Below are 26,442 nucleotides of genomic sequence, written 5' to 3' on the forward strand. Positions count from 1 at the left end.
ATGTCTCACCGCTGGGATGGGAACACATCAACCTCACCGGCGAATATCGCTGGCCTAAATCCTTAGCGTAGGATTTCGCCCCATCCCGCAAACGACCCCTGAAGGGACGGCCGGCGCTGGTGCCACTGTTGCAGAAGACGTATGAACTGCAATCCTCGCTCTGGCCCGCGCCGGTCGGGGAGGCGACGGCCACTGCGACCTGAGGCGGTGGGGCATGGCCCCATGCCCCTTTTGAAAAAATCTTCACCAGAAACTTTATCTCATTTCCCCATAACCTTGCGCACACCTTCGCCCAGCAGGTTGAAGCCCAGCACGGCGATCGTGATGGCAAGGCCGGGGAACAGGGACGGCAGGATGTCGATCCCCAGGTAATTGCGGCCATCACTCATCATCGCACCCCATTCCGGTGTGGCGGGGGCCACCCCCAGTCCCAGGAACGACAGGCTTGACGCCGTCAGGATGACCGATCCGGCCGTCAGCGTGGACTGCACCAGGATCGGCCCCAGCGCATTGCGCATGATATGGACATGCAGGATACGCCACGTGCCGGCCACCAGCGTGCGGGCGGCCTCCACATATTCCGTGCGTTGCAGGCTGTGCGTCAGGTTCTGCGCCAGGCGGGCATAGACGGGGATGGAAAAAAGCGAGATCGCCAGAAGCATGTTGAGAAATCCCGGTCCCAGCAGGCTGAGGATCAGCAGCGCGAGCACGATCCCGGGAAAGGCAAAGATGATATCGACAACCCACATGACCGCCTGTTCCACATATCCCCCCACAAGCGCGGCCAGCATGCCCGCCAGCGTCCCGGCAATGCAGGAGACGAGGACGCTGATGCAGACTTCGGCAAGGGAATAGCGCGTGCCATAGACGATGCGGCTGAAGACATCGCGCCCGAACGCATCCGTGCCGAACGGGTGGTGCCACGACATCGGCTGGAACGTGGCGTACAGATCCTGTGACAGCGGGTCGGCCGGACTGATGAGCGGGGCGAGGAGCGCACCCAGCACCAGAAACGTGGTCAGCCCCATCCCCGCCAGCAGTGAAAGCGGCAGGCGTGTGAGCAGGACGCGAAAGGAAGCAGTCATGGCGGGATCTCCTTCAGCTACGCCGTGCCCTGGGGTCAACCCGGGAAATGAGGATGTCGGCCGCAAGGTTGACCAGGATGACCGACAGGACCGCGACCAGCGTCACGCCCTCGATCACGGGATAGTCGCGCCAGCGCACCGCCTCGATCATCAGGTGGCCAAGGCCGGGCCAGCCAAACACCGTTTCGGTCACCACCGCCCCGCCGATGACACTGCCAAGGTTCATGCCGATGACCGTAATGACCGGGGGCAGGGCATTGGGCAGGGCATGGCGCAGACACAGGCGCACAAGGCCCACGCCCTTTGCGCGGGCGGTGCGGATGTAATCACGCGACAGCACGACGATCATGCTGGCCCGCGTCATGCGCCCGATCAGCGCCATGGGCATCAGCGCAAGGGTCAGCGACGGCATCAGCAGGCTGGACCATGAATGCGCGCCCATCAGCGGCAGCAGGCCAAGGCGCACGGAAAACAGTTCCATCAGCAGCAGCGCGAACCAGAAATTGGGCACCGACGCCAGCACGATCGTCATCCCCATGAAGATCCGGTCCCATATCCCGTCCTCGAACATCGCGGCGGCAAGGCCACCGGGGATGCCAAAACACAGCGCAAGGGCATAGGCACTCAGCCACAGCAGCAATGTATAGGGGAAATGACTGGCGATCTCGTGCCCCACCGACTGGCGCGATTCAATGGAAATCCCAAGATCCCCCTCCAGCGCACCGCGCATGAACCCGCCATATTGCTGCAGGACCGGCCGGTCCAGCCCAAGGCCATGATGCACCGCATCGACCGCATCCTGCGTCGCGGCGGGGCCGGCCAGCATGCGCGCCGGATCGCCGGGCAAGTGGCGGACCGCGACAAAGACCGCGAACGACACCACCAGCATCACGACCGGCAGCATCAGCAGTTTATTGACGATACGTGCGTTCATGATCGGGACTGCCGGTTGCGTGTCACATGCGTGATGTCCAGCGCCCCGTCCGGCCGCACGACCAGTCCGGAGATATCCGCGCGCATGCCCACCAGCGTATCGCGGGTATAGATCAGCACGGCCGGCGCGTCGTGCATGATCATCTGCTGTACCTTTGCATAGATGGCCTTTCGGTTCTCCCCGGACGTCTCCACGGCCCCCGCGTTGATCAGCGCATCGACATCCGGGTCATGGAAAAAGCCAAGGTTGGCCCCCGCGGGTGCGGCAGAACCGCTGTAGAACAGGGGACGCAACTGCATGTCCGCGATGAATCCCGACGACCATGATGCCAGTACGCCATCCAGTTGCAGCGCCTCCTTCTGCGCGGGACCGGCAAAGGCCTCGGACGCATAGACGCCGCCCTCCAGTCGCGAAATATGCAGCGTGATGCCTGATTTTTTCCACATATCCTGCAATGCCTCGGCAATGGGTTCGTCCATTTCCTGCACGGCAAGGCTGAATGTCAGGCCCGTGCCCAGCCCCGCTTCGGACAGGAGGGCGCGGGCGCGTTGGGGATCATATTGCGGGTCGGGCGCATAGCTGACGAAATAGGGGGAAACCGGCTGCAGCGGGGATCGTGCGGGCTGTCCCCTGTCACGCAGCAGGGCATGGACGAGTGCCTGCCGGTCGGTTGCGTAATTCAGGGCCTGACGGATGCGCAGGTCGGATCCCGCGCGCCGGTCCATGTTGATGGCAATCCAGTACAGCGGCCCATTGGCGTCATCATGGATGACAAAGCGGGGATCGCCCTGCATCTGCTGTGCATAAAGCGCGGGCAGGTCGCTTACGATATCGCTGTCGCCGGTATGCAGCGACATGTCCATGACCGAAGGTTCCGCCGACCAGATCCAGCGCACGCTGGTGATCTCCGGCGGTGTGCCCCAGTACTCCGGGTTGCGTGACTGCGTGACATATTCAGAACTTTTCCATTCCTCAAACCGGAAAGGTCCAGTCCCGTCCGCATGCCGCGACAGGGACGCGCCGGCATAGGGCGATGTGACGAAGGCCTGACTGAAGGAAAGCAGCAGCAGGAAATCAGGGTAGGGACGGCGCAGGTGAAAACGCACCGTCATGTCATCATCCGTGGTCGTGACCGCATCGACGACGGCCATGAAACGGCTGCTTCCCGCAAGGGGCGCGTTCCGGTCCAGCAGGCGACGGAAACTGCGCACGACGTCCCCGGCCGTCATGGGGTGGCCATCATGAAACCTGACATTGCGGCGCAGGACGAAATCCCATGTCATGCCCTGCGTGTCATGGGTCCATGTGGTCGCCAGCAGGGGATGGATGGTGCCATCCGCACCGGCACGCACCAACCCTTCATACATCGCGGTCAGGATGGAGGACGTATCCGTCGCCACCTGGTCCGCCGGGTCCATGCTGCGCGGGGGTTCTGTCTGCATGACGCTCAGCCCCCCGGACACCTGTGCCGCCGATGCAGGGGGCAGGGTCGTGGCCAGCATGCCGATGCAGGCGATGATGGTGGTGCGGAGCAGGGGCAGGCGGTACTGGCATGTCATATGGCGGCCACGATCACCCATGTCGTTTCGATCTGTTGTCACTTATATCACATAAAAAACTTACTTGACGAATGAAAGATCAATCAATGATATAAATTGATCTTTAGCCGAAATGGAGGGGCATGTGTCCTGCCGGTCGCATGTGCAGCTGCTACGCCTGATCAACCAGTTCGGCCCCCTGAGCCGGGCGGAGCTGATCCGTCTTTCCGGACTGAGCAAGGGTGCCGTTTCCATGGTGACGGCGGACCTGCTTGCACACGGCCTGATTGAAACCCGCGACACGGTGCATGGGGGCGGGCGGCCGTCAATCCGGCTGGGCATTGCCGCGGACAGCGCATTTTTCGTCGGGATATCGCTCGCCGACCGTCCGGTCATGGTGCTGGGCGACCTGCACGGGACGATCCTTGACCGCCACGACATCGACCTGCCGGACCGGGTGGAGGATATCGGCCCGCATGTGCGCCGCCTGATTGCCCGGGTCGCGCCCGAAGGGTCGATCCATGCGCAGCGCCTGCGTGGCATCGGGCTTGCGGTGTCGGGACTGGTGGATGAACGGGGCGGGATATGCGTGCGTTCCACCCTGACGGGATGGGAAAATGCACCGCTTGGCCCCCTGATCACGCAGGCCTGCGGACTGCCGGCCTATGTCGAAAACGATGCCAATGCCCTGACCGTCGCGCAATACAGGTTCGGCCCCATGCGGGAGGCCTCGTCCTTCAGCCTTGTTTCCGTCGGGCAGGGGATCGGGTGCGGGCACATGTTCGGCGGCGAACTGTTCCGCGGGTTTCGGGGCGGGGCGGGGGAGATCGCGCACGCCACGGCGGAACCGGGGGGGCTGCCATGCCTGTGCGGCAAAACCGGCTGCCTTGATACCGTGGCCTCGCTTTCGGCCATTTCGCACCTCGCAACACGGGCAGGGCTGCCGGGGGACCTGGAGCAGCTTGAGCAGCTTGCGGCCCAGGGCAACCTTGGCGCGGTGGAACTGCTGCACCGCGCGGGCAGTGCGCTGGGCCTGATGATCGCGCAGATGGTGCAGATCATGGACCAGCAGCATGTGCTTGTCGTGCGGCAGGGCGGCGAACTGACGGGCCTGTTCGGGCGCGCGATGCGGCAGGCGGCGGAAGGCAACATCCTGCCGCAGCTTGCCCCCCGGCCCGAGATCATCACCGGCGACGTCATGGCCGATTCATGGGCATTCGGTGCGGCCAGCGTCGCGGCCGACCGGTCGTTATTCCGCGAATTCTGACAAAAGGGAAAACAGGACATGCGTATTGCCGTGGGCGGCATTCATATTGAATGCAGCACTTATAATCCGGTTCAGACCCGGATGGAGGATTTCCGGGTCCTGCGGGGCGATGCCCTGTCGCAGGCGCCCTATTTTGCGTTCCTGTCCGATTACCCGGCGCAGTTCATCCCGACCCTGCATGCCCGCGCCATTCCCGGCGGTCCCGTCGCGGCGGAAACCTACCGCGCACTGCGTGACGAGTTCCTTGAGCGCCTGCGCGCGGCGGGGCCGCTTGATGGTGTGTACCTGTCCATGCATGGCGCGATGTTCGTGCAGGGCATGGGGGATGCCGAAGGCGACTGGATCTGCGCCACCCGCGCCGTCGTGGGCGAGGATGTGCCCATTTCCGTCAGCTATGACCTGCATGGCAACGTGACGCAGCGCATCATCGACGCCATCGACATGTTTTCGACCTATCGCACCGCGCCGCACATCGACGTTCAGGAAACGATGCGGCGGTCGGTCACGATGCTGGTGCGCTGCCTGACGGACGGCGTGCGGCCCCATGTCGTATGGGCGCCGGTTCCCGTCGTGCTGCCCGGTGAGAAGACCAGCACCGAGGACGAACCCGCGCGCGGCCTGTACGCCCGCCTGCCGGAAGTGGACCGGCGCGAGGGGATCTGGGATGCCTCGCTCATGGTGGGGTATGTGTGGGCGGACGAACCCCGTGCGACGGCGGCTTCGGTCATGACGGGCACGGACCCCGCGGCCATGCAGGCCGCAGCGGTGGAAATGGCCACGGCGTACTGGGACGCCCGGACGAAATTCGAATTCGGCTGCTGGACCGGCAGCATAAATGAAACGCTTGACCGGGCGCTGCAAAGCACAAGCGCACCCGTGATCGTGGCGGATTCAGGTGACAACCCGACAGGCGGCGGTGTCGGGGACCGGATCGACGTGCTGCGCGCGCTGATCGAACGCGATGCACGCGATGTCATCGTGGCCGGTATTGCCGACCCGCAGGCAACCCGCACGGCCTGCGCCGCGGGCGTGGGCGCGCAGGTCACCTTGTCGATCGGCGGTGCGCTCGATATTGCGGACACGACCCCGATCAAGGTGACGGGGGAAGTCCGCTTCGTCCTTGACGATCCGCAGGAGCGCGAACGTCAGGCGGTCATCGCCGTCGGCGGGATCCTTGTCGTCGTGGCGGCCCGGCGCAGGCCCTATCATAACATTGCGGATTTCACGGCGCTGGGCCTTGACCCGCACAAGGCGCGTATTGTCGTGGTCAAATCCGGCTACCTGTCGCCGGAACTTGCCACCATCGCCAATCCCGCGCTGATGGCGCTCTCCCCCGGTGCGGTGGACCAGCACGTGACCCGCCTTGCACGCCTGCACAAGGTACGCCCGACATTCCCGTTCGATACGTCCTTTACATGGTCGCCCCATGTTTATCCTTCGGCGCGAAAGGCACGCTGACACATGGCGGTGTCACGTCCTGTCCTTTCGGTCGAAGGGCTGAATATCCATTTCCATACGCGGCGTGGCGACATCTATGCCGTGGATGACGTGACATTCGATATCCACCCCGGCGAAATCGTGGCGCTGGTGGGGGAATCCGGTTCGGGGAAAAGCGTGACCAGCCTGTCGATGATGGGGCTTCTGCCGCGCATCGGCCAGATCACGGGCGGCAGGCTGCTGTTCCAGCCTGCGGGCCAGGACCCTGTTGACCTTGCCCGCGCCCCGGAAAAGGAACTGCGCAGGGTCCGGGGTGGCGGGATCGGGATGATCTTCCAGGAACCCATGACCTCGCTCAACCCCGCCATGACGGTGGGCGAACAGATTGCCGAGGCCCTTGTCCTGCATGATCAGGCGGACCGCCACGCCGCCATGGCGCGCGCGACCGACCTGCTGGCGGCGGTAGGGATCGCCAATCCGGACAGACGGGTGGGCAGTTACACGCACCAGATGTCGGGCGGCATGCGCCAGCGCGTCATGATCGCCATTGCCATCGCCTGCCGTCCCGCGCTGCTGATCGCGGATGAACCGACCACAGCACTTGATGTCACGACACAGGCGCAGATTCTTGATATCCTGAAACAGTTACGTGACGATACCGGCATGGCGGTGCTGTTCATCACGCACAACCTGTCACTGGTGGAGACATTCGCCGACCGGGTAATGGTGATGTATGCCGGGCAGGTGGTCGAATATGGCCGCGCGGCCGATGTGATGGAGACCCCGCGCCATCCATATGCCCGGGCACTGCTGGACTGCCTGCCGGTGCGCCATCTTGGCGCGCTGGGGGAGGGGGCATTGCCGGAACTCCCGACGATCCGGGGCCATCCGCCGGATCTGGCCCACCGTCCGGCCGGATGCGCGTTTGCCATGCGGTGCGACATGGCGCGCGACGCCTGTCGTGTCGGGCATCCCGACCTGCAGATGGTCGATGCGGCGCGCGGACATGCCACGCGCTGCATTGCATGGCGCGACATGAACGTGGCGGCAGGCGCATGAGCACGCCTCCCTTACTGTCGGTTCGTGACCTGAGCGTGGAATTCCACGCCCCCCGCAGTCTGCTGGGCCGTCGCACCGGAAATGTTCAGGCACTGGACAAAGTATCATTCGATATCCATGCGGGCGAGATCGTCGGCATCCTTGGTGAATCCGGGTCGGGCAAGACCACGGTCGGCCGCTGCATGGTCCGCCTTCAGCGGCCGACGGCCGGGAGCGTCAGTTTCGAGGGACGCGACATCCATGCCCTGTCCGGACCGGACCTGAACTGGTACCGCCGTCAGGTGCAGATGATTTTCCAGGATCCCGCCGCAAGCCTCAACCCGCGCCTGAGGGTGCGTGATATCGTTGCCGAAGGGCTGGAAATCCACAGGATCGGTACGCGCGAAAGCCGCCGGCAGAAGGTGATCGACCTGCTGGCGTCCGTTGGACTGGGCGAAGATGCGCTGATGCGGTTCGCGCATGAATTTTCCGGCGGACAGCGCCAGCGTATCGGCATCGCCCGGGCGATGGCGGTCGGGCCACGGGTGATCGTGGCGGATGAACCTGTCTCCGCACTCGATGTATCGGTGCAGGCGAAGGTCATCAACCTGCTGCGCAACCTGCGCGAACGGTTGGGCCTCGCCATGGCGTTCATCTCCCACGACCTGCCGACGGTCATGTTCCTGTGTGATCGTGTCGTAATCATGTATCTGGGCCGTGTCATGGAAATCGCCCCGATACAGGCCTTCCGCGCGCAACCCTTTCACCCCTATTCACGCACCCTGCTGGCGCTAGCCCCGGGACTGCGGCAGAGGGAAGAAGGCGACATGCCCGCCGCGACCGACCTGCCCACGGCGGCGCAGGACCTGCGCCACGGATGTGCGTTCCGTAACCGCTGTCCCCATGCCATGGCGGCCTGCACCACCGTGGTTCCCCCCCTGCAACAGGTCGCACCAGGCCGGTGGGTGGCCTGCCTGCGACCGGAGATATTTCATGACCCGTGTTGAAATCTGCGTGGAAACCCCGCAGGGCATCGCCGCCGCCAATGCGGCCGGGGCGGACCGGATCGAACTGTGCGCCTCGCTCGATGTCGGGGGGCTGACGCCCAGTGCCGGACTGATGCGGTGCGCGGCACGCGGCAATCTCCCCGCACTGGCCATGATCCGCCCGCGCGCAGGGTCATTTGTGTTCGACGGTGATGAGGCCGCCATCATGGTCGATGACATACGCGCGGCGCGTGAAGCGGGCCTGAAGGGGGTGGTGCTCGGCGCGATGCGGCCAGACGGAGGACTCGATCATGACCTTCTGCTGCACCTGTCCGATCATTGCACGGGAATGGAGCGGACATTGCATCGTGTGTTCGATCTGGTGCGCGATCCTGCCGCGGAACTGGAATTCGCGATCAGGGCGGGCTTTACCCGCATCCTGACCTCGGGACAGCGCCCGACCGCGCCGCAGGGTGCAGACTGCCTGGCGCGCCTCAATGCACTGGCGGCGGGCCGTATCACCGTCCTTGCCGGCAGCGGTGTGAATGCGGGCAATGTGGCGGCACTGATCCGCGCTACGGGCGTGGGCGAGGTCCATGCCTCCTGCAGGCGGCGTGCGCAATCTCTGGCGGATGACGGTGCATTTGGCTTTGGCCCGATGCCGGGCCTGACCGATCCTGACGCCGTCCGTGCCCTTATCGCGGCAGCGCGGGGAGCAGGGCAGGCAGCATCATAGAAAGTCGGAACGGTCAGACGTCATATGCTGGCTTCGTGTTCCATGCGATGCCGGGCGGCGCGCCGCTCCTCAAAGGCGAGGTGTTCGTAGCGGATGCGCTGGCGGATCCAGTTCAGCATGCCAGAGAAGGTGACCACGATAATCCCGACGAAGGTCCAGCCATCAAGCGCCTGATGAAACAGGAAATAGCTGAACACCACCGCCCACAGCATCTGGCTGTACTGCGGCAGGGCCACCCGGTTGGCGGGCGCACGGGCGGTCGCCACCATCATCAGCAACTGCCCCAGCGCGGCAAGGAAGCCATAACCGAACAGGAAGAACCAGGTTTTCAGCCCATGCGGCCAGTGCGCATGCGCCAGCATCAGCAGGCCATCGCCCACAAGCGGGCCAAACAGGCTGGACCCGAACAGTGACAGTCGCGGCGTATTGTTTCCCGCCAGGCGATAGGCAATGACGCCCACGGCATTGGCCACCGCCGCGATCAGGGCGCACAGGTGCCCCAGATGCAGCGCGCGCATGCCCGGCCGCAGGACGATCAGCACACCGATAAACCCGACAATGACCGACACCCACGCCCAGGCCGAGACCTTTTCATGCAGCAGGGTAACCGACAGGATGGTCACGAAAAGCGGCATGAGGAACATCAGCGACAATGCTTCGGGCATGGGCAGAAGCATGAAGGCCTCGACACTCGCGGCGGTGGCGGCGAAGGTGGCAATGGCGCGCACGATCCACATGCCGGGTCGCTGCGGCGAGAAGATGTCGAGGTAGGATTCGTCGCGGCGGCGGATGAAGGGGATGATCAGGAAGCCGAAGACGCCACCCGAAAAGGCGAACTCGAAGGGGTCCACCGCCCCCGCAAGCAGCTTGGAAAAGGCGTCGCTGACTGAAAATGAAGAAAAGGCGGCAAAGGCCAGCATCATGCCCGAGGAAAGAAAGCCCATCTTCATCTGCTGTATCCGTGATCCGTATGTCCCGGTCGAGACTTATGGGGCGACAGGTATGAAAACCAGCGCTGTCATGCAACCCCAGCCATGCGAAAAGACTGCGGCCTGTCTTGTCATTTCAGATATGACGCTTCGCCCGGAACATGCGGCAATCCCGTCCCCGCGGTCACGGCATCCATGGCCGTGCGCAGGGACGGCACTTATGCTGTCAGATAAGATCAGTCAGCGGATTTGCGTCCGAAGATGTAACTCGCCAGCGACGCGGCCGCGAGGATCAGGACACCATAGACCTTGCACGAAGTCGGGATCTTGTTTTCGTGGATCCGCACCTCGCCCTTCAGGCCACGCAGATGCTCGGCGATCTGCTGGTGCAGTTCGGCCTTGTGCTGATGAAGGGACTTTTCCAGATGTCTGGTAATGTCCTGAAGGTCTTCAGGGCTCAGCTTGCGGAGGTTTTCGGTAGCGCTCATGATCCGTTTGATCCTGTCTGTAATCGTCCAGAAATGCCCGTGAAATGATCGGGCCTGTTTTTCATATCGGTTTCACCGCGATACATTTCAACCCTTGCCCTGCCGTCCCCCTGCCCGGACGGGTGGCATGTCATTGCAATGGGCGATCGTATTGTAAATAACACACGGACTGTTCTCGTCGGGCATAGCAGGTACTTGATTTTTTCAATGACACATCCTTCGTCAGGTCGCTTTCGCCGTGTCCGTCCCCGCAGGGGGGCGGCGCGCATCACTGTCGCACTTACGCTTACGATGCTGGCGGCATGCGCCGGCCCGGTCGAGGTCCGCAAGGTTTCCCTTGTCAGAAGCTATGACGACGCCCGCCATACAACCCTGCAGGGTCATGGGCCGGGTCCCGATACGCGGATCGTGCTGCATCGGCGCGGGCTGGACAACCTGTGGAACCGCCATCCCGACCGCGCCATCGCGGCGCTGCGACAGCAGGCGGCCACGGACCATGACGACGAACTGCCCGACATGCTGTTTGCGCTGGCGGAACTGAGCTACCGGCAGGGGCTGCGCCATCACCGGGGGGAAGATTTCCTTGCCGCCGCGGTCTATGCCTATGCGTTCCTGCAGCCGGGACGGGCGGATGGCCCCAACCCCTATGACCCGCGTTTCCGGCAGGCAGCGGATTTCTACAACCTCGGCCTGACGGCGGCTTTTCCCGCACCGGTCGCAATCGTGGCGCAGCGCCGCGCCCTGCCGTTCGGGGAGATCGAACTGAGCGCCGATCCCGCGCAACTGCACTGGCATGGCCGCCTGCTGGAGGGGTTCCTCCCGACTGCGACACTGGCGGTCAGCGGCATGCGCAATGTCTATCGCACCCCCGGCCTGGGCGAGGCGCTGACCGCGCTGGGACGTCCGGAGGACGGCACGCCGGGCGCAACGCAGGAGACAACGCAGAACAACAGGATGTTCGAAGTCACCAGCCGCCTGCGCATTCCCGCGAACATGACGCTCGACATTGACGATCCGCGCAGGCAGGTGCTGACGGGACACCTGCATGGGCGCCTTGTCATGCATGTCATGGACGAAGCCCCCGACACGCCCGTTCCCCCGGCCTATGACCAGACGGCCGCCCGCGCCATCAGCCTGCAGGAAACGGCGCTGTGGACCAAGGAATATCGTGGCTTTTTCGATGGCACCACCTATGACGGCACGCAGCCACGACTGGTCGCCATTACGCCGCACCGGCCGGGCAACATGCCGGTGGTGTTCATTCACGGCACGGCGTCAAGCCCCTATCGCTGGGCCGGCATGGTCAATGACCTGCTCGAAAATCGCAATATCCGCGACCATTTCGATTTCTGGTTCTTTTCCTACGCCACCAGCAACCCGATCCCGTATTCCGCATGGCAGTTGCGCCGTGCCATTACGCAGGCCGTGGACAGCCTTGGGGGGACAAAGGCCGATCCCGCCCTTGGGCACATCACGCTGGTGGGGCACAGCCAGGGCGGCCTGCTGGCGCGCATGCTGGTGATCAATCCGGGCGACAGGCTGTGGAACGGCACGGCAGGCCGCCCGCTTTCGACGTTTCATCTCAATGCGCGCACCCGGGAGTTGATCCAGGAAACCATGTTTCCCACCCCGATGCCCGAAATCCAGCGTGTCGTGTTCATCGCCACCCCCCAGCATGGCAGCTACCTTGCCGGGATGTCGCTGGCCCAACTGATCGGGGGCATGGCCAGCCTGCCGTGGCGGGTAAGCGAAACCGCGCGTGAGATCGTGACCGGGGCAGGGGACAGCACGCATGTGGACAACCGCATGCCACGGTTGGGCAGTGTCTATGCCATGTCGCCACGTAGTCCCTTCATGCGCACGCTGCCCACGATCCCGATCATGCCCGATGTGCACACCAATTCCATCATCCCGGTCTGTGGCACGGGGGATCCGCTCTCACGCGCGGACGATGGCGTCGTGTCGTATGAAAGCGCCCATATTCCCGGCGTGGATTCGGAACTGGTGGTCCGCCATTCCGAACATTCCACGCAATCCAATCCCTTCACCATCGCCGAGGTGCAACGCATCCTGCTGCTGCAACTGGCGCAAAATCCCGCCACGGCATCACGGTCGATACCGCAGCGGGCCGCGGCACGATGAACAGGCATCCATTGCGCCGATGGGGCGGTCATGTGCTGCTGCTGCTGTGCGCCGTGCTTGTGGGGGCGGCCATATATTATTCCACCCTCCAGCCGGATGTGCTGCGGGTGGGGGCGGGCGTGGCGTTTCCCGCCCTGCTGCTGGGTTCCGCATGGGTGCGCCCCCCGCGCCCGAGGCGGATCCTGCGCATGGGACTGATCGGTGGGCTGGGTGCCTGGTATGTCACGGATCCCCCGCGCAATGACCGGCAGTGGGCGCCGGAATATTCCATTCCGGCCGACGCGTGGCGTGAGGGTAATGACATACATGTCCGTCACGTCCGCAATTTCCGTTATCGCACGCCAAGCGACGGCATCCCCGCATGGTACGACGCCACATATCCTCTGGACGGGTTACGCAGCGTTGACCTTGTCACCTCCTACTGGGCCGGGGAAACCATCGCCCATGTCTTCCTCAGCTTCGGCTTTGCCGATGGACGGCACCTCGCGATCTCCATCGAGACACGGCGGCAGGCGCGTTTCGATTATTCCACCATTGCCGGTTTTTTCCATCATTATGAACTGTTCTATGTCACGGCGGACGAACGCGACCTGATTGGCGTCAGGACCGACATACGGCGTGAACGCGTCTATCTCTATCGCCTGAATCTTTCGCCCGAGGTGCGCCAGCGTCTGTTCATGAGTTATGTCGGCGCGATCCATGACCTGATCAGCCACCCACAATGGTACAACACGCTGACGGATAACTGCACCACCGGCATTCTGGCGCGCGCCGGGGCGCGACTGCGTTACCGGCTGGACTGGCGCGTGATCCTCAGCGGCCATACGGCGGCAATGGCCTATGACATGAACCTGCTGGGGCCGTATGATCCGGTGCGCTTTGCGGATTTCGCGGCCCTGCATGCCGCAAGCCACATCGTCTGTGCACCCGGCGCCGTGCTCGGGCCGGATTATTCCGCAGCCATCCGCGCCCACCTGCCGCCGCCCGAAGGGCCGGGAACTCCGTAGGCGGTTTGCTCCCGATTACGGATATCCCTGTTCCGTGCGTGCGGCGCTGGCGCGGTCGCGGCGGCGGGCCAGCATCTGCCACCCATCATACAGGCAGACAAAGAATACCGCGTTCAGCAGGCTGGCAACCGCCGTCATGCGCTCTGTCGGGTCAAGCAGCATCGCAACAAACACCACGCAGATGCCACCAATGCTCAGATAGGCCTGCCAGCTACCGTCTGGCGTGTCCTGCCGCCGTTTCATGACAAGGTAGGTGACCGCGATCAGCAGGTAGACAAGCAGGATGACGCCACCGCTGCAATTGAGCAGGAAAGAGAAGATCACATTCGGCGACAGGATGGAGCAGAACGCCACGACCAGGCCTGCAAGCGTGCTGGCGATCAGGGCGGAATGCGGTGCACCCTGCGCCGAATGCCGTGCCATCAGGGCAGTGGCATTACCGGAACGGGCAAGTTCCGCCAGAATGCGCGATGTGATGTACAGGCTGGAATTCAGGCATGACAGGATCGCGCTGAACACGACGATGCGCATGATGGTTGCCGCACCGGGAACCCCCATGACCGTCATGGCCGCAACAAACGGGGATTTGCCTGCCGTAACATCGGTCCAGGGAACAATGGCAAGCAGCAGCATGATGGAGGTGAGGTAGAAGACCGTGATCCTGACCCCGATGCTGCGTGTCACGCGGGCCACGCCCATGCGCGGGTTGGCGGATTCCGCCGCCGCCACGGTCGCCACCTCGGACCCGATCATGCTGAACATGATGGTCGGGATGACCGCCAGCAGGGCGGTGACGCCATGCGGCGCAATCCCCCCATGTCCGAAATAATTGGCCCGGACGGATATTCCCGGCCCGAACATATGCCCCACGAACAGTACGCCCATCACGACGAACAGGATGATACTTGCGACCTTCAGCAGGGAAAGCCAGAATTCACACTCCCCGAACACATCCACCGATCGCAGATTGATCGCCATCAGCACAAGGATGATGCCCACCGCCAGCAGCCAGGTTGGCAGGGCGACCCAGTCCTGCAGCAGCAGCCCCCCGGCGATGGCCTCGCTTCCCATGGCCACCACCCAGAAAAACCAGTACATCCAGCCCGCGACGAAGCCCGCCCTGCTGCCATATCCCTGCCGGATATATTCCACGAATGAACCAAGGCCCGGCTGCTGCATCACCATTTCGCCCAGCATGCGCATGACGACCATGATCAGTCCGCCGCACAGGGCATAGGCCAGCAGGACCGCAGGCCCCGCCACCGCAATGGCGGAACTGCTCCCCACGAACAGGCCGGCCCCGATGACACCGCCAAGGGCAATCATGGCGATATGGCGATTTTTCAGCATCCGGCCGGAAGCGGCATCCTGTGTCATCAAATATCCTTCATGGTCACGGACTGCTGGCAGCCCGCCAGAACCGCCCCCACCATCAGGAAGAGGACGGCATCATGCCAGTTCCCTGCGGGCGGGAACGCTATCACCTTTCATGACATGTGTCCAAAACCGTAACGTAAATTCCCTTGTCATGATTTGGTTTTCCAGATTTCACCATGTCATTTCGCTGCATGTACGGAAATATTGCAACATGCCGAAAGAATGGGCATCGGTCCCGAATCCCGCCCATTGTGCATCATGGAAACCGCAAGGAATTGTCTGGTACAGGTTTTGGGAAAAGATCCGGACAGCACCGGACTTTACTGGTCATCAGGCCGTTGCGAAATGGACATCCATCATAAAGGAAGGCCCTGCGCCATCCCATCCGCCTGGGCAGGGATCCGGTGGATGGAAACAGGGCAGGGCGGTTGTCCATGCCGTGCGATCAGAAATCGGCCTTGATGGCGCCAAAGGCCATACGCGGCGTGCCCAGCAGCATCGACTGGTCGGTATAGGCGGATGCGGCGTTCATCGGGTTGCCGTTTTCGCCCATGGTGGCGATGTAGCGGGTATTGGTCAGGTTGGTCAGGTTGAACGACAGGGTCAGGCCACGCAGGAACCCACCCAGGCGTGGGCCGGTATCGCTGGTTTTCTTGACGTGCCACTGCAGGCCAAGGTTCGACAGCCAGTACCCCGGGATGCGGTATTCACCCTCGTAATCGTAATTGCGCTGCCCGACGTAATTGCCATCAATATAGAAGCTGAGCGAACGCCAGTCATAGGACAGGCGCGCCTTGTACATGAATCGCGGATAGTTCACGACCTGCTGCCCCTTCGTGGGATGGGTGCCGTTGGAATCCGTGATGTTATCGTCATAGACAGCGTGGTTGTAGCTGATGCTGTTGGTGATCGCGAGGTTGCGCAGCGGCGTCACCGTCAGGGCCGCATCAACACCATTCATGGTCACGCCACCCACATTGGCGACACTCGAAATCGGGTTGACCGCCGGGCCGGACGTGATCTGCTGCAGGCGGTTGTTGAAATTCGTGCGGTAGGCATAGACCGACGCGCCGAGCAGGCGGTCATGGTACCGGTAGCCGATGGCATAGGTCCAGGCCGTTTCCGGGCGCAAAGTGCTGCGCGCGTCGTTATAGGCCGTCTGCGTCACGGCGAACGGGGAGTTCGAGAGCTTGAAGCCCGATTCCGCATAGGTATGGACGTTTTCGGAAATATCGATGAACAGTTCATGACGTTTCAGGAATGTCCAGTCCACGCCGATATGCGGCAGGAACGGCTTGGCGATCGTCTGGCTTACGCCGCTGGTGATGTTGCCGATGTTACCGTAATAATCCTGATTCAGATATCCATCACCCACGCGCGTCGTGTTCAGCAGCGACTTGAACCCGAAATGCAGGGCCAGGTTGCGGATCGGGCGATAGGTATCCTGCACGAATGCGGTGAAGGTGTTGGTGTTGTAGTTCTGGTTGAAGACCTAGGCAAAGGGGTCCTTGAAATGTCCAAGCGGGTTGACCAGGTTGCCCTGCACGACGCCATTGACGACATTCGGTTCCGCATACTGGTACATCGGGGACTGGTAATCGTTGTTTTCATACCAGACGCCGCCGCTGATATGGTTGTGGGCGACATCGTAGGTCACCTGAGACAGCACGCCAAAACGCCGGATGGAAGGCTGCTTGACAAGTTCACTCAGGGGGGAACCATTGGGCGAACCGCTATAGGGCGTGGTCCACGTGGTCTGCTGGGATTCCCCATGGCCATAGGCGGTGGTGGTCCAGCGTACCTTGTCCGTCAGCGCCAGATCCGCCTTGAGGTAGCCTACGATGTCGTCCTGGTTGGTTGCACTATCATAATAGGACGCATCCGACGCATCGCTCAGATTGCCATACCCGGCGGGATAGCCGCCGCCCTTGCCCTGCGCCGCAAGGGCAGCGTCATAGGCGCGGATATAACCGCTTGCCTTGCCGTTATAGTAATTGTCCGCATTGTAGCCGAGATGATTGAGGATATCAGGCGACATGTCCTGATATTCCATCTCGTGCAGATCGCTCCAGTCGAAATAGGCGGAGATGGAGCTGTTCTGTCCGATCGGCTGCACCAGCTTGGCGTTGACCTGCTGGTAGAACTGCTCCCCATACCCTTTCCACTTGTCCTGATCGTTACGCATATACGACGCATAGAAGCGGGCGCCGGTGCTATTCAGGTCGCCACTGTCCACGCGCGCATAGGTGTGGAACGTATCAAAGCTGCCGAACCCCTGGTTGACCGTACCGCCGAGCTTATGGCTCGGGTCGCTGGTGGTATAGGCAAGCGACCCGCCAAGGTTGTTGGTCGCCGCCACGTCTTCCGCACCGGCGGACTGCGACACGTCAATGCCCTGCACATTCTCCGACGAGACCGCGAGCACGGGATTCATGCCGTTGTAGTTACGATACGTCATTTCGCCGAGGGGAATGCCATCGAGCGTCATGCCGATTTCCTGCTGCTGGAAACCGTGCATGAAGATCTGCGTGCTCCAGGTGCTGACACCCTGCGCGTCGGCGGACTGGAAATCCACGCCAGGCATGGTGTTCAGCGCCGCCATGGGGTTCGTGCCGGGCGGGGCGGATTCCAGGAGTTTCTTGCCGACGATCAGGTGCGCGCCATGCACCGTGCGATGTGCCGAAACCGACAGGGCTTCGGGGGCAGCGTGTGAACGGACCGGACCGGCAGGGTGGGCCGTGGCCGTTCCGCGTGTCGCATGCACGCCCGTCGCACGTGTCGTACCTCGTGCCGCGGCGTGGCCGGGGTGGGACGTGGCTGTCGTCGTGGTGCTGGTGGCGGCATGAACCTGATGAGACGACATGCCCGACAGGACCGTTGTCATCAAAAGCAGGCCTGAAAAGAGATTACGGTTGTTCATTCGTCTGTGTTCCTACCGGGCGGATGGACAGGGGAGGATCAGGATGCGCGCAGACATAAGGTGAGCCACGGTCCGGGCCGACAGGCGCGATGCCGCGTCATGACTGTCCGCCAGGTGGTAAAACAGATTGTTTTCATACAGCATCATTCCTCACCTCCTTTGCATATATTATTGAATTTCAAGAACAAAAACGTACGATCCAAATGAACACGCAAGTATTCCCATGACGCACCCACCCAACCGGACGTGGCGTTTTAGCCACAATATTTTCTCCGTTTGAAAGCGCAACCGGACGGAGCGATTGGTATGGATGTCCCGGCCTGGCATTCGCGTGCAGCATGCCGAATTCCCTTGGAAAATCACGCATATCCAGAGTGCTTCGTTATTTTTGTTTCTTTCAATCCCCTTATTGGTATCGAATATATCGTATACCGTGCATGAAATATAATATATGATCAATACGTTTTCGCATTATTCCGCGACAAAAAGATGTTGCGTCCCCATGCCGTTGCATATTTGACACATGTTTTATGATAAACATTACATGCGTCGGGTTAGTTTGATTTATGAAAAAAAGCAGGGGAACCCTTTCGGATTCCTGACATTCCCATGAAAGAAGGCTATCTTTCCCCGGAAAATGTATCGAAGATATTCAATCTCTTGGAATTCATATAATTATCAGCATATTAAAATACAGATCGAAACGTATTACATTTTCTACTCTGAATTTATTATGAGTCTGCTTTTGTGTCCTGTTCGACGACAGGAACCAGCATGTCACCATCGGTACGCATATGCAACATCATATATTATATGATGTTGATATTTATATATGGGATGTGATTTTCGTCAAAAAATTGGGCATCAGCGACGCAAAATCAATGCATCTGCCCTGTTTCCGGTCATTTTGTAAGGCGGGGCGATTCATGACCACAGGCCATCTGGGTCGCCTGCGTCCCCGCCATGCCCCGGCAGGCGTTACAGCCGGGAGCCGTTGCGCGGCAGTTCCTTGCGCAGGTCGTCATGCGTATTGCGGATATGGCTGCGTGACAGTTTCAGCAGGGTCTTCTCATCCCCATTGATCCATGCCTCCAGTATCTGGCCATGCTGGATGTTCGCCTGTTCCGGCCGTCCCATCGGTCCCAGATGGAACCGCACATAGCGGTCCGCAATGACATTGAGGCGTTCGATCATGGTATAGGTCAGCGTGCCCGCACCGGGGGCGATAAGGGACATGTGAAAGGCGCGATTGCATTCGCCCCAGTCAACATCATCCTGCATCGCGGCATTCCCGACCGCCGCCAGGGTCGCGCGGGCCAGTGCATGGTCGGCGGCGGTCGCGCGCCTGCTGCCTGCAACAGTGGCGGTGGGTTCAAGCTGCAGCCTGAGCGCAAAGACCTCGTCGGCTTCTTCCGCGCTCAGCGTATTGACGGTAAATCCACGATTGGCATGCGACCTGACCAGGCCATCCTGCTCCAGACGCGCCAGCGCCTCACGCAGGGGGATCTTGCTGATGCCCAGTTCGGTGGCGATCGTATCCTGACGGATGGGTTCGCCTTCTGCCAGTTCACCTTTAAGGATACGTTTGCGGATCAGGTAATAAAGCTGATCCGCAATGGTGCGTACCTGCAGTGATGTGGAATGGCGTACGATGCCCATGCGCAGGGGGCCTTTATGCAAGAAGGGTCACTCCGGATGGACGTGCTCAGACCACCTGGAAACCGTTGCTGAAAACATCTTCCTCATCAATCCAGATCGTGTTGAACCCGGTTGAAATGGCGCTGCCCGTAATCAGCGGGACGATCGCACGATGGTCGCCGACTTTTGTCTCGCTGTCGATACGTCCTGTAAAGCGGCTGCGGATATAGCTTTCATGAATGAACGGCTGGTCCACGCCAAGGACCCCCTTGTGCCACAGATGCGCCAGCCGTGCCGACGTGCCGGTGCCGCAGGGGCTGCGGTCGATGGCCTTGTCGCCATAGAACACGGCGTTGCGGCCCTGCTGCGCCGCATGTTCCCCCGGTTCCGCCCATAGGACGTGACTGACGCCGGAAATGGTGGGATCAAGGGGATGGACGGGGGTATAGGCGTCGCGGACAAGATCGCGGATCACCGGGCTGAGTTCAAGGATGCGCCGCGCGCCAAGTTCATCAAGCGTGCGGTACTGGCCATGCGGTTCCACGATGGCGTAGAAATTCCCGCCATAGGCCACATCGACCGTCAGGGGCCCGAATCCCGGCACGTCAATGGAAATCCCGGTTTTTGCCACCCATGCCGGGACATTGCGGATGGTAACGGATGTCACCCGGTTGTGTGTATGGGTATAGGTGATGTCGATGATGCCTGCCGGCACCTCCAGCCGAAGCTGGCCCCTGATGCGCGGCTGCAGCAGCCCGTGTTCCAGCCCGAACGTCACCAGCCCGATCGTGCCATGCCCGCACATCGGCAGGCAGCCGCTGGTTTCGATGAACAGGATGCCCCCATCCGTATCCGGACGGGTAGGGGGGTAGAGGAAACCGCCCGACATCATGTCATGGCCCCGGGGTTCAAAGCACAGCCCGGTGCGGATCCAGTCAAAGCGCGAGAGAAAATCCTGGCGCCGTTCGCTCATGCTGGTCCCACGCAGCAGGGGCGCACCACCCGCGACAAGCCGGACGGGATTACCCGCCGTATGACCGTCAACACAGAAAAACGTATGTCGCATCGTCATGTCCTTGATTAAAGTGCGGCCGTCGCGGGCATATGGCCTATCGTGCGGAAGGGCGCGTGGCGGCAGCCTTTTCCACCATGGCCGTAACTTCGGCACGACGCGCACCCGTCAGGGGCATGCGCGGCATGCGCACACGTTCATTGCCGCGTCCCATGATCTGTTCCGCCAGCTTGATCGACTGCACCAGATCATGTTCCGCATCCAGGTGCAGCAGGGGCATGAACCAGCGATAGATCTCCAGCGCCCGCGCCATGTTTCCCTTCTGCAGGGCCTCCACCAGTTCGACCGACTCCTGCGGGAATGCGCTGGTCAGGCCGGAAATCCAGCCCGCCGCCCCCAGTGTCAGCCCTTCGAACGCCACATCGTCCAGCCCGGCCATCATGATATACCGGTCCCCGAACGCATTGACCACATCGGTATAACGGCGGGTATTGGCTGAACTTTCCTTGACCGCAACGATTGTTTCCACATCCGTCAGTTCACGCAGCACATCCATGCTGATGTTCACGCGATAGGCGGTAGGGTTGTTGTACAGCATGATCGGCAGGTCGGATGCCGCCGCCACGGCCTTCAGGTGGGCGACAAGTTCCGCTTCCTTGGGCACATAAACCATCGCGGGCAGGACCATCAGCGCGTCCGCGCCGATCCGTGCGGCATCGGCCGCGAATTTCACCGCCCGCGGCGTCGTCAGTTCCGACACGCCCACGATGACGGGCACGCGTCCCTTTGCCGTTTCGCACGAGGCGGCCAGCACCTTCAGCTTTTCATCCGGTTCGAGCGAATTGTTCTCGCCGCAGGTGCCCATGATCGTCAGGCCATGGACGCCATCGCCGATCAGGTTGTCCAGAACCTTCTGCGTCGCGGCGAAATCGATCGACAGATCCGGGGCAAACTGTGTGGTCGCCGCAGGAAAAACACCCGTCCACTGCATTGGAACTCTCCACTTGATTTCGATAACGTTTCGTCTATCGTATACGTATCGATTTGGAAAGGAAGAAAACATCCATGCCCGAAAATACCGGTCGCGTTGCATCCGCTGTCGTGGTCGGGGGCGGGATTGTGGGACTTTCCTGTGCGCTGCGCCTCAGGGCGCGGGGCATGCATGTCACCGTCATGAATGTGGGCGCACCGCAGGACGCGGCGTCATGGGGCAATGCGGGGCATATCGCTGTGGAGCAGGTGATGCCCCTGGCGTCCCCACAATTCCTCCTCTCCGCGCCGGGACGCCTGTTTTCCCTGACGGGCGGGGCACTGGATATCGGCTGGCGATATGTCGGCACATGGCTGCCATGGTGCCTGCGCTATATCCGCGCATGTGGTGGTGCGACGGCACGGCGCGGGCATCTGGCCCTGCGTGAACTGCTGTCGCATGCCCTGCCTGCCTGGCGGCGCATGGCGTGCGATCTCGATGATCCCGGACTGCTGATCGAAACCGGGCATCTGATGCTGTGGAACGGCGCGCAGGATCCGCTTCCGGCGATGCGCGCGGTCATGTCATCGGACCACGGGACGGCCACGGTGCGTCCCATGGCGCAACATGAACGTGAAAGTCTGGTGCCGCTGCTGGGCCATGTTCCGCGTGGGGGACTGGTGTTTGACGGAACGGCGCAGGTACGTGCGCCCGCCCTGGTGATGGAGGCGCTGCGCAACCGCCTGCATGCCGATTCCGGCTGCGAACTGCGCCAGCAGCGCGTCATCCGGGTCACGTCGGGTCCGCAGGGGCCGCGCGTGTTCGTGGCGGATGGCACATCGCTGTCACCGGATGTCGTTGTCATGGCCGCCGGCGTGGGAACGCGCGACATCGTGCAGGGATGGACGCCGCCACTGATCGCGGAACGCGGCTATCACGTCGAATGGGACCATGGCGGGGCACCTGTCGCACCGCCGATGATATTCGCGGATCACTCCGTCATCGTCTCGCGCTTTGGCCCGAGGATGCGGGCCTCGACATTTGTCGAATTCACGCGCGCGGACGCCCCGCCAGACCCGCGCAAGTGGCAGAGTCTGGAACGGGTAGTACAAAACAGTGGCCTTCCGGTCCGCTCGAACTTTTCCCGCTGGGTTGGCTGCCGTCCGACCCTGCCTGATTACCTGCCGGCCATCGGCCCGATTGCGGGCCTGCCGGGCGTCATCGCCGCATGCGGGCACCAGCATCTGGGCCTGACGCTGGCCCCGTTCACGGCGGACCTGGTGGCGGCCATCGCAACCCATGAAGAAACACCGCTGGACCTGCATGCCTTCCGCCCCGACCGTTTCGGGCGGGCGCAGGCAAACGCGGCATGAAAGACATGAGAGGAAAGAGAGCATGACACTGAGCGGAGCCCTGCTGATCGGACAGCACGATGTCGGGGGCAAGACACATTTCCATGCGATCAACCCGGCGACGGATGCACGGATGGAGCCAGCCTTTGCCTGCGCCACGCATGCGGATGTGGATGCCGCCTGCCGTCTGGCGGCAGGCGCATTCGACCCTTATCGCGCCATGTCGTTTGAACGGCGTGCCGCATTCCTTGAACAGATCGCGACCTGTCTGGGCGAAAACGCGGATGCCATCATCGCGCGCGCGGGTGCTGAAACCGCATTGCCCGAAGGCCGCCTGCGCGGGGAAATGGGACGCACGATGGGGCAGTTGCGCCTGTTCGCCACCCTGGTCCGGCAGGGAGAATGGAGCCAGCCACGCATTGATCCCGCATTGCCCGACCGTACACCGATGCCGCGCGCCGACCTGCGGCAGCGCCGTATCGGCGTGGGGCCGGTGGCGGTATTCGGTGCCAGCAACTTTCCGCTGGCCTTCTCTGTCGCGGGCGGGGACACGGTTTCCGCGCTTGCGGCGGGATGCCCTGTGGTCTGCCGTGCCCATCCCGCCCATCCGGGGACCAGCGAACTGGTGGGGCGCGCGATCCGTCAGGCCATGACAGCCTGCGACATGCCCGAAGGCGTGTTCTCGCTTCTGGGCGGGAACGGGCACGAGGTCGGGGAATGGCTGGTGAAGCACCCGGCCATCATGTCGGTCGGCTTTACCGGTTCCTATGCCGGGGGGACGGCCATCGCGGCACTGGCGGCACAGCGCGACGTACCCATTCCCGTCTTCGCCGAAATGGGCAGCATCAATCCGGTCTATCTCTGCCCGCAGGCGCTTGCGGCCCGCACGGAAGCCCTTGCGCGCGGGTTTGTCGACTCCCTGACGATGGGGGTGGGGCAGTTCTGTACCAATCCGGGCATTGTCATTGCGCCCGAAGGCGAGGCGTTCGAATCATTCGTCCGTATCGCGGCGGAGTCGATCGCCACACGACAGGCCGCAACGATGCTGACGCCGGGAATCCACGCGGCCTATGACACGGGTGTGGACCGGCTGGCGCGGTGTCCGGGGATCGAGGCCGTGGGGCAGGGAAATGATGATGGTGCGCCCAACCGGGGCCGCCCGATGCTGTTCCGCACGACCGCGGAACATTTCATGCGCGAACGTAAGATGCAGCATGAGGTTTTCGGCCCTGTTTCGATCCTGGTTTCCTGTCCCGATACCGCCACCATGCACGCCATGACCGAAAGTCTGGAGGGGCAGTTGACCATCACCCTGCAGATGGATGGCACGGATACGGATTTCGCACGCGCGCTGCTGCCGGTCTTCGAGCGCAAGGCGGGACGTATCATCGTCAATGCATGGCCTACGGGGGTGGAGGTCTGCCCCGCCATGGTCCATGGTGGCCCGTTCCCCGCCACGACGGATACCCGCACCACATCGGTGGGAACGGCGGCGATTGAACGATTCCTGCGCCCGGTCTGCTATCAGGACCTGCCCGATATCCTCCTGCCGCCCGAACTGGCGCGCGCCAATCCGCTTGGACTGACGCGACTGGTCAACGGGACGATGCAGGCCCCCGCCTGAACCTCTGTCCACACCGGCTCGCGGTCCCGGCGGGCCGCGCGCCGCCATGCATTTACCAAGCGAGGAGGCGCGCCATGGCCCCGCCATCACCGGCATTCAATCGTTCGCTGTCCCTTCTTGACCTGACATTGCTGGGGTTCGGAGCCGTCTTCGGGTCGGGCTGGCTGTTTGCGGCATCACATGTCGCGGCGATCGTTGGCCCGGCCAGCATCATTTCATGGATCGCCGGCGGGATCGCGGTCCTGTTTCTGGGGCTGATCTATTGCGAACTTGCCGCCGCCCTGCCAGAGGCCGGGGGCATGATCCGCTATCCGGCCTATGCACATGGGCCATTGCTGGGGGCGCTGCTGGGTTTCATCACCGTCATTGCCTATTCCAGCCTGATTTCAATCGAAATCATCGCGGCGCGCCAGTATGCCGGGTCATGGATTCCGGGACTGACGGCCAACAGCGCGGGGGATCCGACCCTGCTGGGGTGGGCGGTGCAGGTCGCGGTCCTGTCCGGGATGCTGCGGATCAACATTTCCGGGGTCAAGACCTTCGCGCTGTTCAACAACATCATCACCATCTTCAAATTCGTCGTGCCCATGCTGGTCATCGGCGTGCTGCTGCTGTTCCTCCATCCCGGGAATTTCACGACATACGGCTTCATGCCCTTTGGCTGGCAGAGCATCGAGGGCGCCGTGTCCATCGGCGGCATCATCTTTGCCTATCTGGGCCTGACCCCCATCATCGCGGTGGCGAGCGAGGTGCGTAACCCGCAGCGCACCATTCCAATCGCCCTGACGCTTTCGATTTTCCTTGCCGCATTTGTCTATGTTCTGCTGCAGGTCGCCTTTGTCGGCAGCGTACCCGCCGGCATGCTTGCGGCCCACGGATGGGCGGGCATCGACCGCCTGCTGCCCCTGCCATTCCATGACATCGCCATGACACTGGGGCTTGGATGGCTGGGTTTTGCCGTCGTGATCGATGCGGTGGTGTCCCCCACGGGCACGGGCAACATCTATATGGGTTCAACCGCGCGCATCATTTACGCCTGGTCGCATTCGGGCACGTTCCTGCCATGGTTCGGCCATCTGGACCCACGCCATGGCGTGCCCCGCCGCGCGGCCTTCCTGACCTTCGGGCTTGGCGTGTTCTGGATGCTGCCGTTCCCGTCATGGGAGGCGCTGATCGGCGTGGTGTCGTCGGCCCTGATCATGAGTTACGCCTTCGCCCCCGTTGCGGCGGCGGCACTGCGGCACGCCGCCCCCGGACTTGCGCGCCCGTTCCGGGTTACGTGCATCAGGGTCATGGGGCCGGTTTCCTTCATGATCGCAAGCCTGATCGTCTTCTGGTCGGGATGGCACACGCTGTCATGGCTTCTGTCGGTGCAACTGCTGTTCGGGGTTATCTTCCTGGCCATCCGCGCCCTGCGCGGGACGGGCAATACGGGCGAAGACATCCGCAGCAGCGCATGGGTGCTGGCCTATTTCGCCGGCATGCTGGTCCTCTCGGCCTGCGGGACGTTCGAGGGATACGCGATCATGGCCCATCCCTTCGACGACATGATGGTGGTGATCTTTGCGGGCCTGATTTTCGTATGGGGGGAACATGTTGCCCATCGCGACATGCAGTTGCCCAATGTCACGGCTGACACACCGCAGGCAATGACACCGGATACGGTCATTGCCAACGAACCCGTGGTTTCACTCTGAAGGCATATCGTCATCTGCCATCTCTTTCCTTTAAAAGGTGGCATCCGAAACTTCCTGCTAAAAGCTTCACCAGAAACCCGCAACGGTTTCGAAGGGCGTCTTGCAGGCGGGAATGGCAAACCATTTGACGGCATGCATGGCGTATCATATAATTTGACACATAATGTATACCAACCTTCCTGTCGTATAACGTACCCTATGGTACTGCGGCAGGAGTGGGGCCCGGGATCATGATACAGGGATGCCGCTGTTTTCCTGTCTGGAA

At 62.1% G+C, this 26,442-nt stretch carries 20 protein-coding genes and 1 pseudogene; 10 read left to right on the forward strand and 11 right to left on the reverse strand.

All coding sequences use genetic code 11. From position 1 onward, the window contains the following. Window positions 1–260: 260 nt before the first annotated feature. The 3 genes from CFR72_RS09020 to CFR72_RS09030 are packed head-to-tail and all read right to left on the reverse strand — an operon-like array spanning window position 261 to window position 3,599. The gene (locus CFR72_RS09020; RefSeq protein WP_110913644.1) at window positions 261–1,085 is read right to left on the reverse strand and encodes an ABC transporter permease; all 825 of its coding nucleotides are present in this window, start codon (window positions 1,083–1,085) and stop codon (window positions 261–263) included. Window positions 1,086–1,098: 13 nt separating this feature from the next. After that, window positions 1,099–2,019, reverse strand: a complete 921-nt coding sequence (locus CFR72_RS09025; RefSeq protein ID WP_110913645.1) for an ABC transporter permease — start codon at window positions 2,017–2,019, stop codon at window positions 1,099–1,101. Further along, window positions 2,016–3,599: an ABC transporter substrate-binding protein gene (locus CFR72_RS09030; protein WP_110913646.1), complete on the reverse strand. Its 1,584-nt coding sequence runs from the start codon at window positions 3,597–3,599 to the stop codon at window positions 2,016–2,018. The genes CFR72_RS09025 and CFR72_RS09030 overlap by 4 nt, the downstream gene beginning before the upstream one ends. A 121-nt stretch (window positions 3,600–3,720) precedes the next feature. Here CFR72_RS09030 and CFR72_RS09035 point away from each other — a divergent pair, with 121 nt between their 5' ends. The 5 genes from CFR72_RS09035 to CFR72_RS09055 are packed head-to-tail and all read left to right on the forward strand — an operon-like array spanning window position 3,721 to window position 9,021. Continuing rightward, the gene (locus CFR72_RS09035) at window positions 3,721–4,824 is read left to right on the forward strand and encodes an ROK family transcriptional regulator (RefSeq protein WP_167400340.1); all 1,104 of its coding nucleotides are present in this window, start codon (window positions 3,721–3,723) and stop codon (window positions 4,822–4,824) included. An 18-nt stretch (window positions 4,825–4,842) separates the two neighbouring features. Continuing rightward, a complete protein-coding gene (locus CFR72_RS09040) occupies window positions 4,843–6,282 on the forward strand; it encodes a M81 family metallopeptidase (RefSeq protein ID WP_110913648.1) in 1,440 nt (479 codons plus the stop codon). Window positions 6,283–6,285: 3 nt separating this feature from the next. Continuing rightward, window positions 6,286–7,320: an ABC transporter ATP-binding protein gene (locus CFR72_RS09045; protein ID WP_110913649.1), complete on the forward strand. Its 1,035-nt coding sequence runs from the start codon at window positions 6,286–6,288 to the stop codon at window positions 7,318–7,320. After that, window positions 7,317–8,306 (forward strand): ABC transporter ATP-binding protein, encoded by a 990-nt coding sequence (locus CFR72_RS09050; RefSeq protein WP_110913650.1) that lies wholly within the window; start codon window positions 7,317–7,319, stop codon window positions 8,304–8,306. Before CFR72_RS09045 ends, CFR72_RS09050 begins: the two co-directional genes overlap by 4 nt. Continuing rightward, window positions 8,293–9,021 carry a copper homeostasis protein CutC gene (locus CFR72_RS09055; protein ID WP_110913651.1) on the forward strand — a complete coding sequence of 243 codons (729 nt, stop codon included), beginning with the start codon at window positions 8,293–8,295 and terminating at the stop codon, window positions 9,019–9,021. Before CFR72_RS09050 ends, CFR72_RS09055 begins: the two co-directional genes overlap by 14 nt. A 20-nt stretch (window positions 9,022–9,041) precedes the next feature. On the opposite strand, the gene CFR72_RS09060 is transcribed toward CFR72_RS09055, so the two are convergent. Together CFR72_RS09060 and CFR72_RS09065 are read right to left on the reverse strand one after the other, a co-directional pair. Beyond that, window positions 9,042–9,971: a DMT family transporter gene (locus CFR72_RS09060; RefSeq protein ID WP_110913652.1), complete on the reverse strand. Its 930-nt coding sequence runs from the start codon at window positions 9,969–9,971 to the stop codon at window positions 9,042–9,044. A gap of 215 nt (window positions 9,972–10,186) precedes the next feature. Then, window positions 10,187–10,438, reverse strand: a complete 252-nt coding sequence (locus CFR72_RS09065) for a hypothetical protein (protein WP_110913653.1) — start codon at window positions 10,436–10,438, stop codon at window positions 10,187–10,189. Between the two features lie 207 nt (window positions 10,439–10,645). Here CFR72_RS09065 and CFR72_RS09070 point away from each other — a divergent pair, with 207 nt between their 5' ends. Together CFR72_RS09070 and CFR72_RS09075 are read left to right on the forward strand one after the other, a co-directional pair. Next, a complete protein-coding gene (locus CFR72_RS09070; protein ID WP_244182231.1) occupies window positions 10,646–12,580 on the forward strand; it encodes an esterase/lipase family protein in 1,935 nt (644 codons plus the stop codon). Further along, window positions 12,577–13,587 carry an Lnb N-terminal periplasmic domain-containing protein gene (locus tag CFR72_RS09075; protein WP_110913655.1) on the forward strand — a complete coding sequence of 337 codons (1,011 nt, stop codon included), beginning with the start codon at window positions 12,577–12,579 and terminating at the stop codon, window positions 13,585–13,587. The genes CFR72_RS09070 and CFR72_RS09075 overlap by 4 nt, the downstream gene beginning before the upstream one ends. A 15-nt stretch (window positions 13,588–13,602) precedes the next feature. Here CFR72_RS09075 and CFR72_RS09080 read toward each other — a convergent pair whose 3' ends face one another. The 6 genes and pseudogenes from CFR72_RS09080 to CFR72_RS09100 form a co-directional block, all read right to left on the reverse strand. Further along, window positions 13,603–14,964 carry an amino acid permease gene (locus CFR72_RS09080; RefSeq protein ID WP_110913656.1) on the reverse strand — a complete coding sequence of 454 codons (1,362 nt, stop codon included), beginning with the start codon at window positions 14,962–14,964 and terminating at the stop codon, window positions 13,603–13,605. A 445-nt stretch (window positions 14,965–15,409) separates the two neighbouring features. Then, window positions 15,410–16,438: pseudogene (locus tag CFR72_RS18025) on the reverse strand (TonB-dependent receptor domain-containing protein); the annotation flags it as partial. An 18-nt stretch (window positions 16,439–16,456) separates the two neighbouring features. Continuing rightward, complete coding sequence (locus tag CFR72_RS18030; RefSeq protein ID WP_244182233.1) at window positions 16,457–17,848, reverse strand: TonB-dependent receptor plug domain-containing protein; 1,392 nt, start codon at window positions 17,846–17,848, stop codon at window positions 16,457–16,459. A 1,014-nt stretch (window positions 17,849–18,862) separates the two neighbouring features. Next, window positions 18,863–19,564 carry a GntR family transcriptional regulator gene (locus tag CFR72_RS09090; protein ID WP_244182234.1) on the reverse strand — a complete coding sequence of 234 codons (702 nt, stop codon included), beginning with the start codon at window positions 19,562–19,564 and terminating at the stop codon, window positions 18,863–18,865. Window positions 19,565–19,589: 25 nt separating this feature from the next. Beyond that, window positions 19,590–20,588, reverse strand: coding sequence for a 4-hydroxyproline epimerase (locus tag CFR72_RS09095; RefSeq protein WP_110913658.1), 999 nt, complete (start codon window positions 20,586–20,588; stop codon window positions 19,590–19,592). A 43-nt stretch (window positions 20,589–20,631) separates the two neighbouring features. Beyond that, entirely contained in the window at window positions 20,632–21,525 is an 894-nt protein-coding gene (locus CFR72_RS09100) for a dihydrodipicolinate synthase family protein (protein ID WP_110913659.1), read from the reverse strand. A 74-nt stretch (window positions 21,526–21,599) separates the two neighbouring features. Here CFR72_RS09100 and CFR72_RS09105 point away from each other — a divergent pair, with 74 nt between their 5' ends. The 3 genes from CFR72_RS09105 to CFR72_RS09115 all read left to right on the forward strand — a co-directional run bounded on the left by CFR72_RS09105 (window position 21,600) and on the right by CFR72_RS09115 (window position 26,177). Beyond that, on the forward strand, window positions 21,600–22,877 hold the full coding sequence (locus CFR72_RS09105) for an NAD(P)/FAD-dependent oxidoreductase (protein WP_110913660.1): 1,278 nt from the start codon (window positions 21,600–21,602) through the stop codon (window positions 22,875–22,877). 22 nt (window positions 22,878–22,899) lie between these two features. After that, window positions 22,900–24,480, forward strand: coding sequence for an aldehyde dehydrogenase (NADP(+)) (locus CFR72_RS09110; RefSeq protein WP_110913661.1), 1,581 nt, complete (start codon window positions 22,900–22,902; stop codon window positions 24,478–24,480). Between the two features lie 74 nt (window positions 24,481–24,554). After that, the gene (locus CFR72_RS09115) at window positions 24,555–26,177 is read left to right on the forward strand and encodes an APC family permease (RefSeq protein WP_110913662.1); all 1,623 of its coding nucleotides are present in this window, start codon (window positions 24,555–24,557) and stop codon (window positions 26,175–26,177) included. Window positions 26,178–26,442 lie beyond the last annotated feature (265 nt).

The organism is Gluconacetobacter entanii (assembly GCF_003206495.1).
GTDB lineage: Bacteria > Pseudomonadota > Alphaproteobacteria > Acetobacterales > Acetobacteraceae > Novacetimonas > Novacetimonas entanii.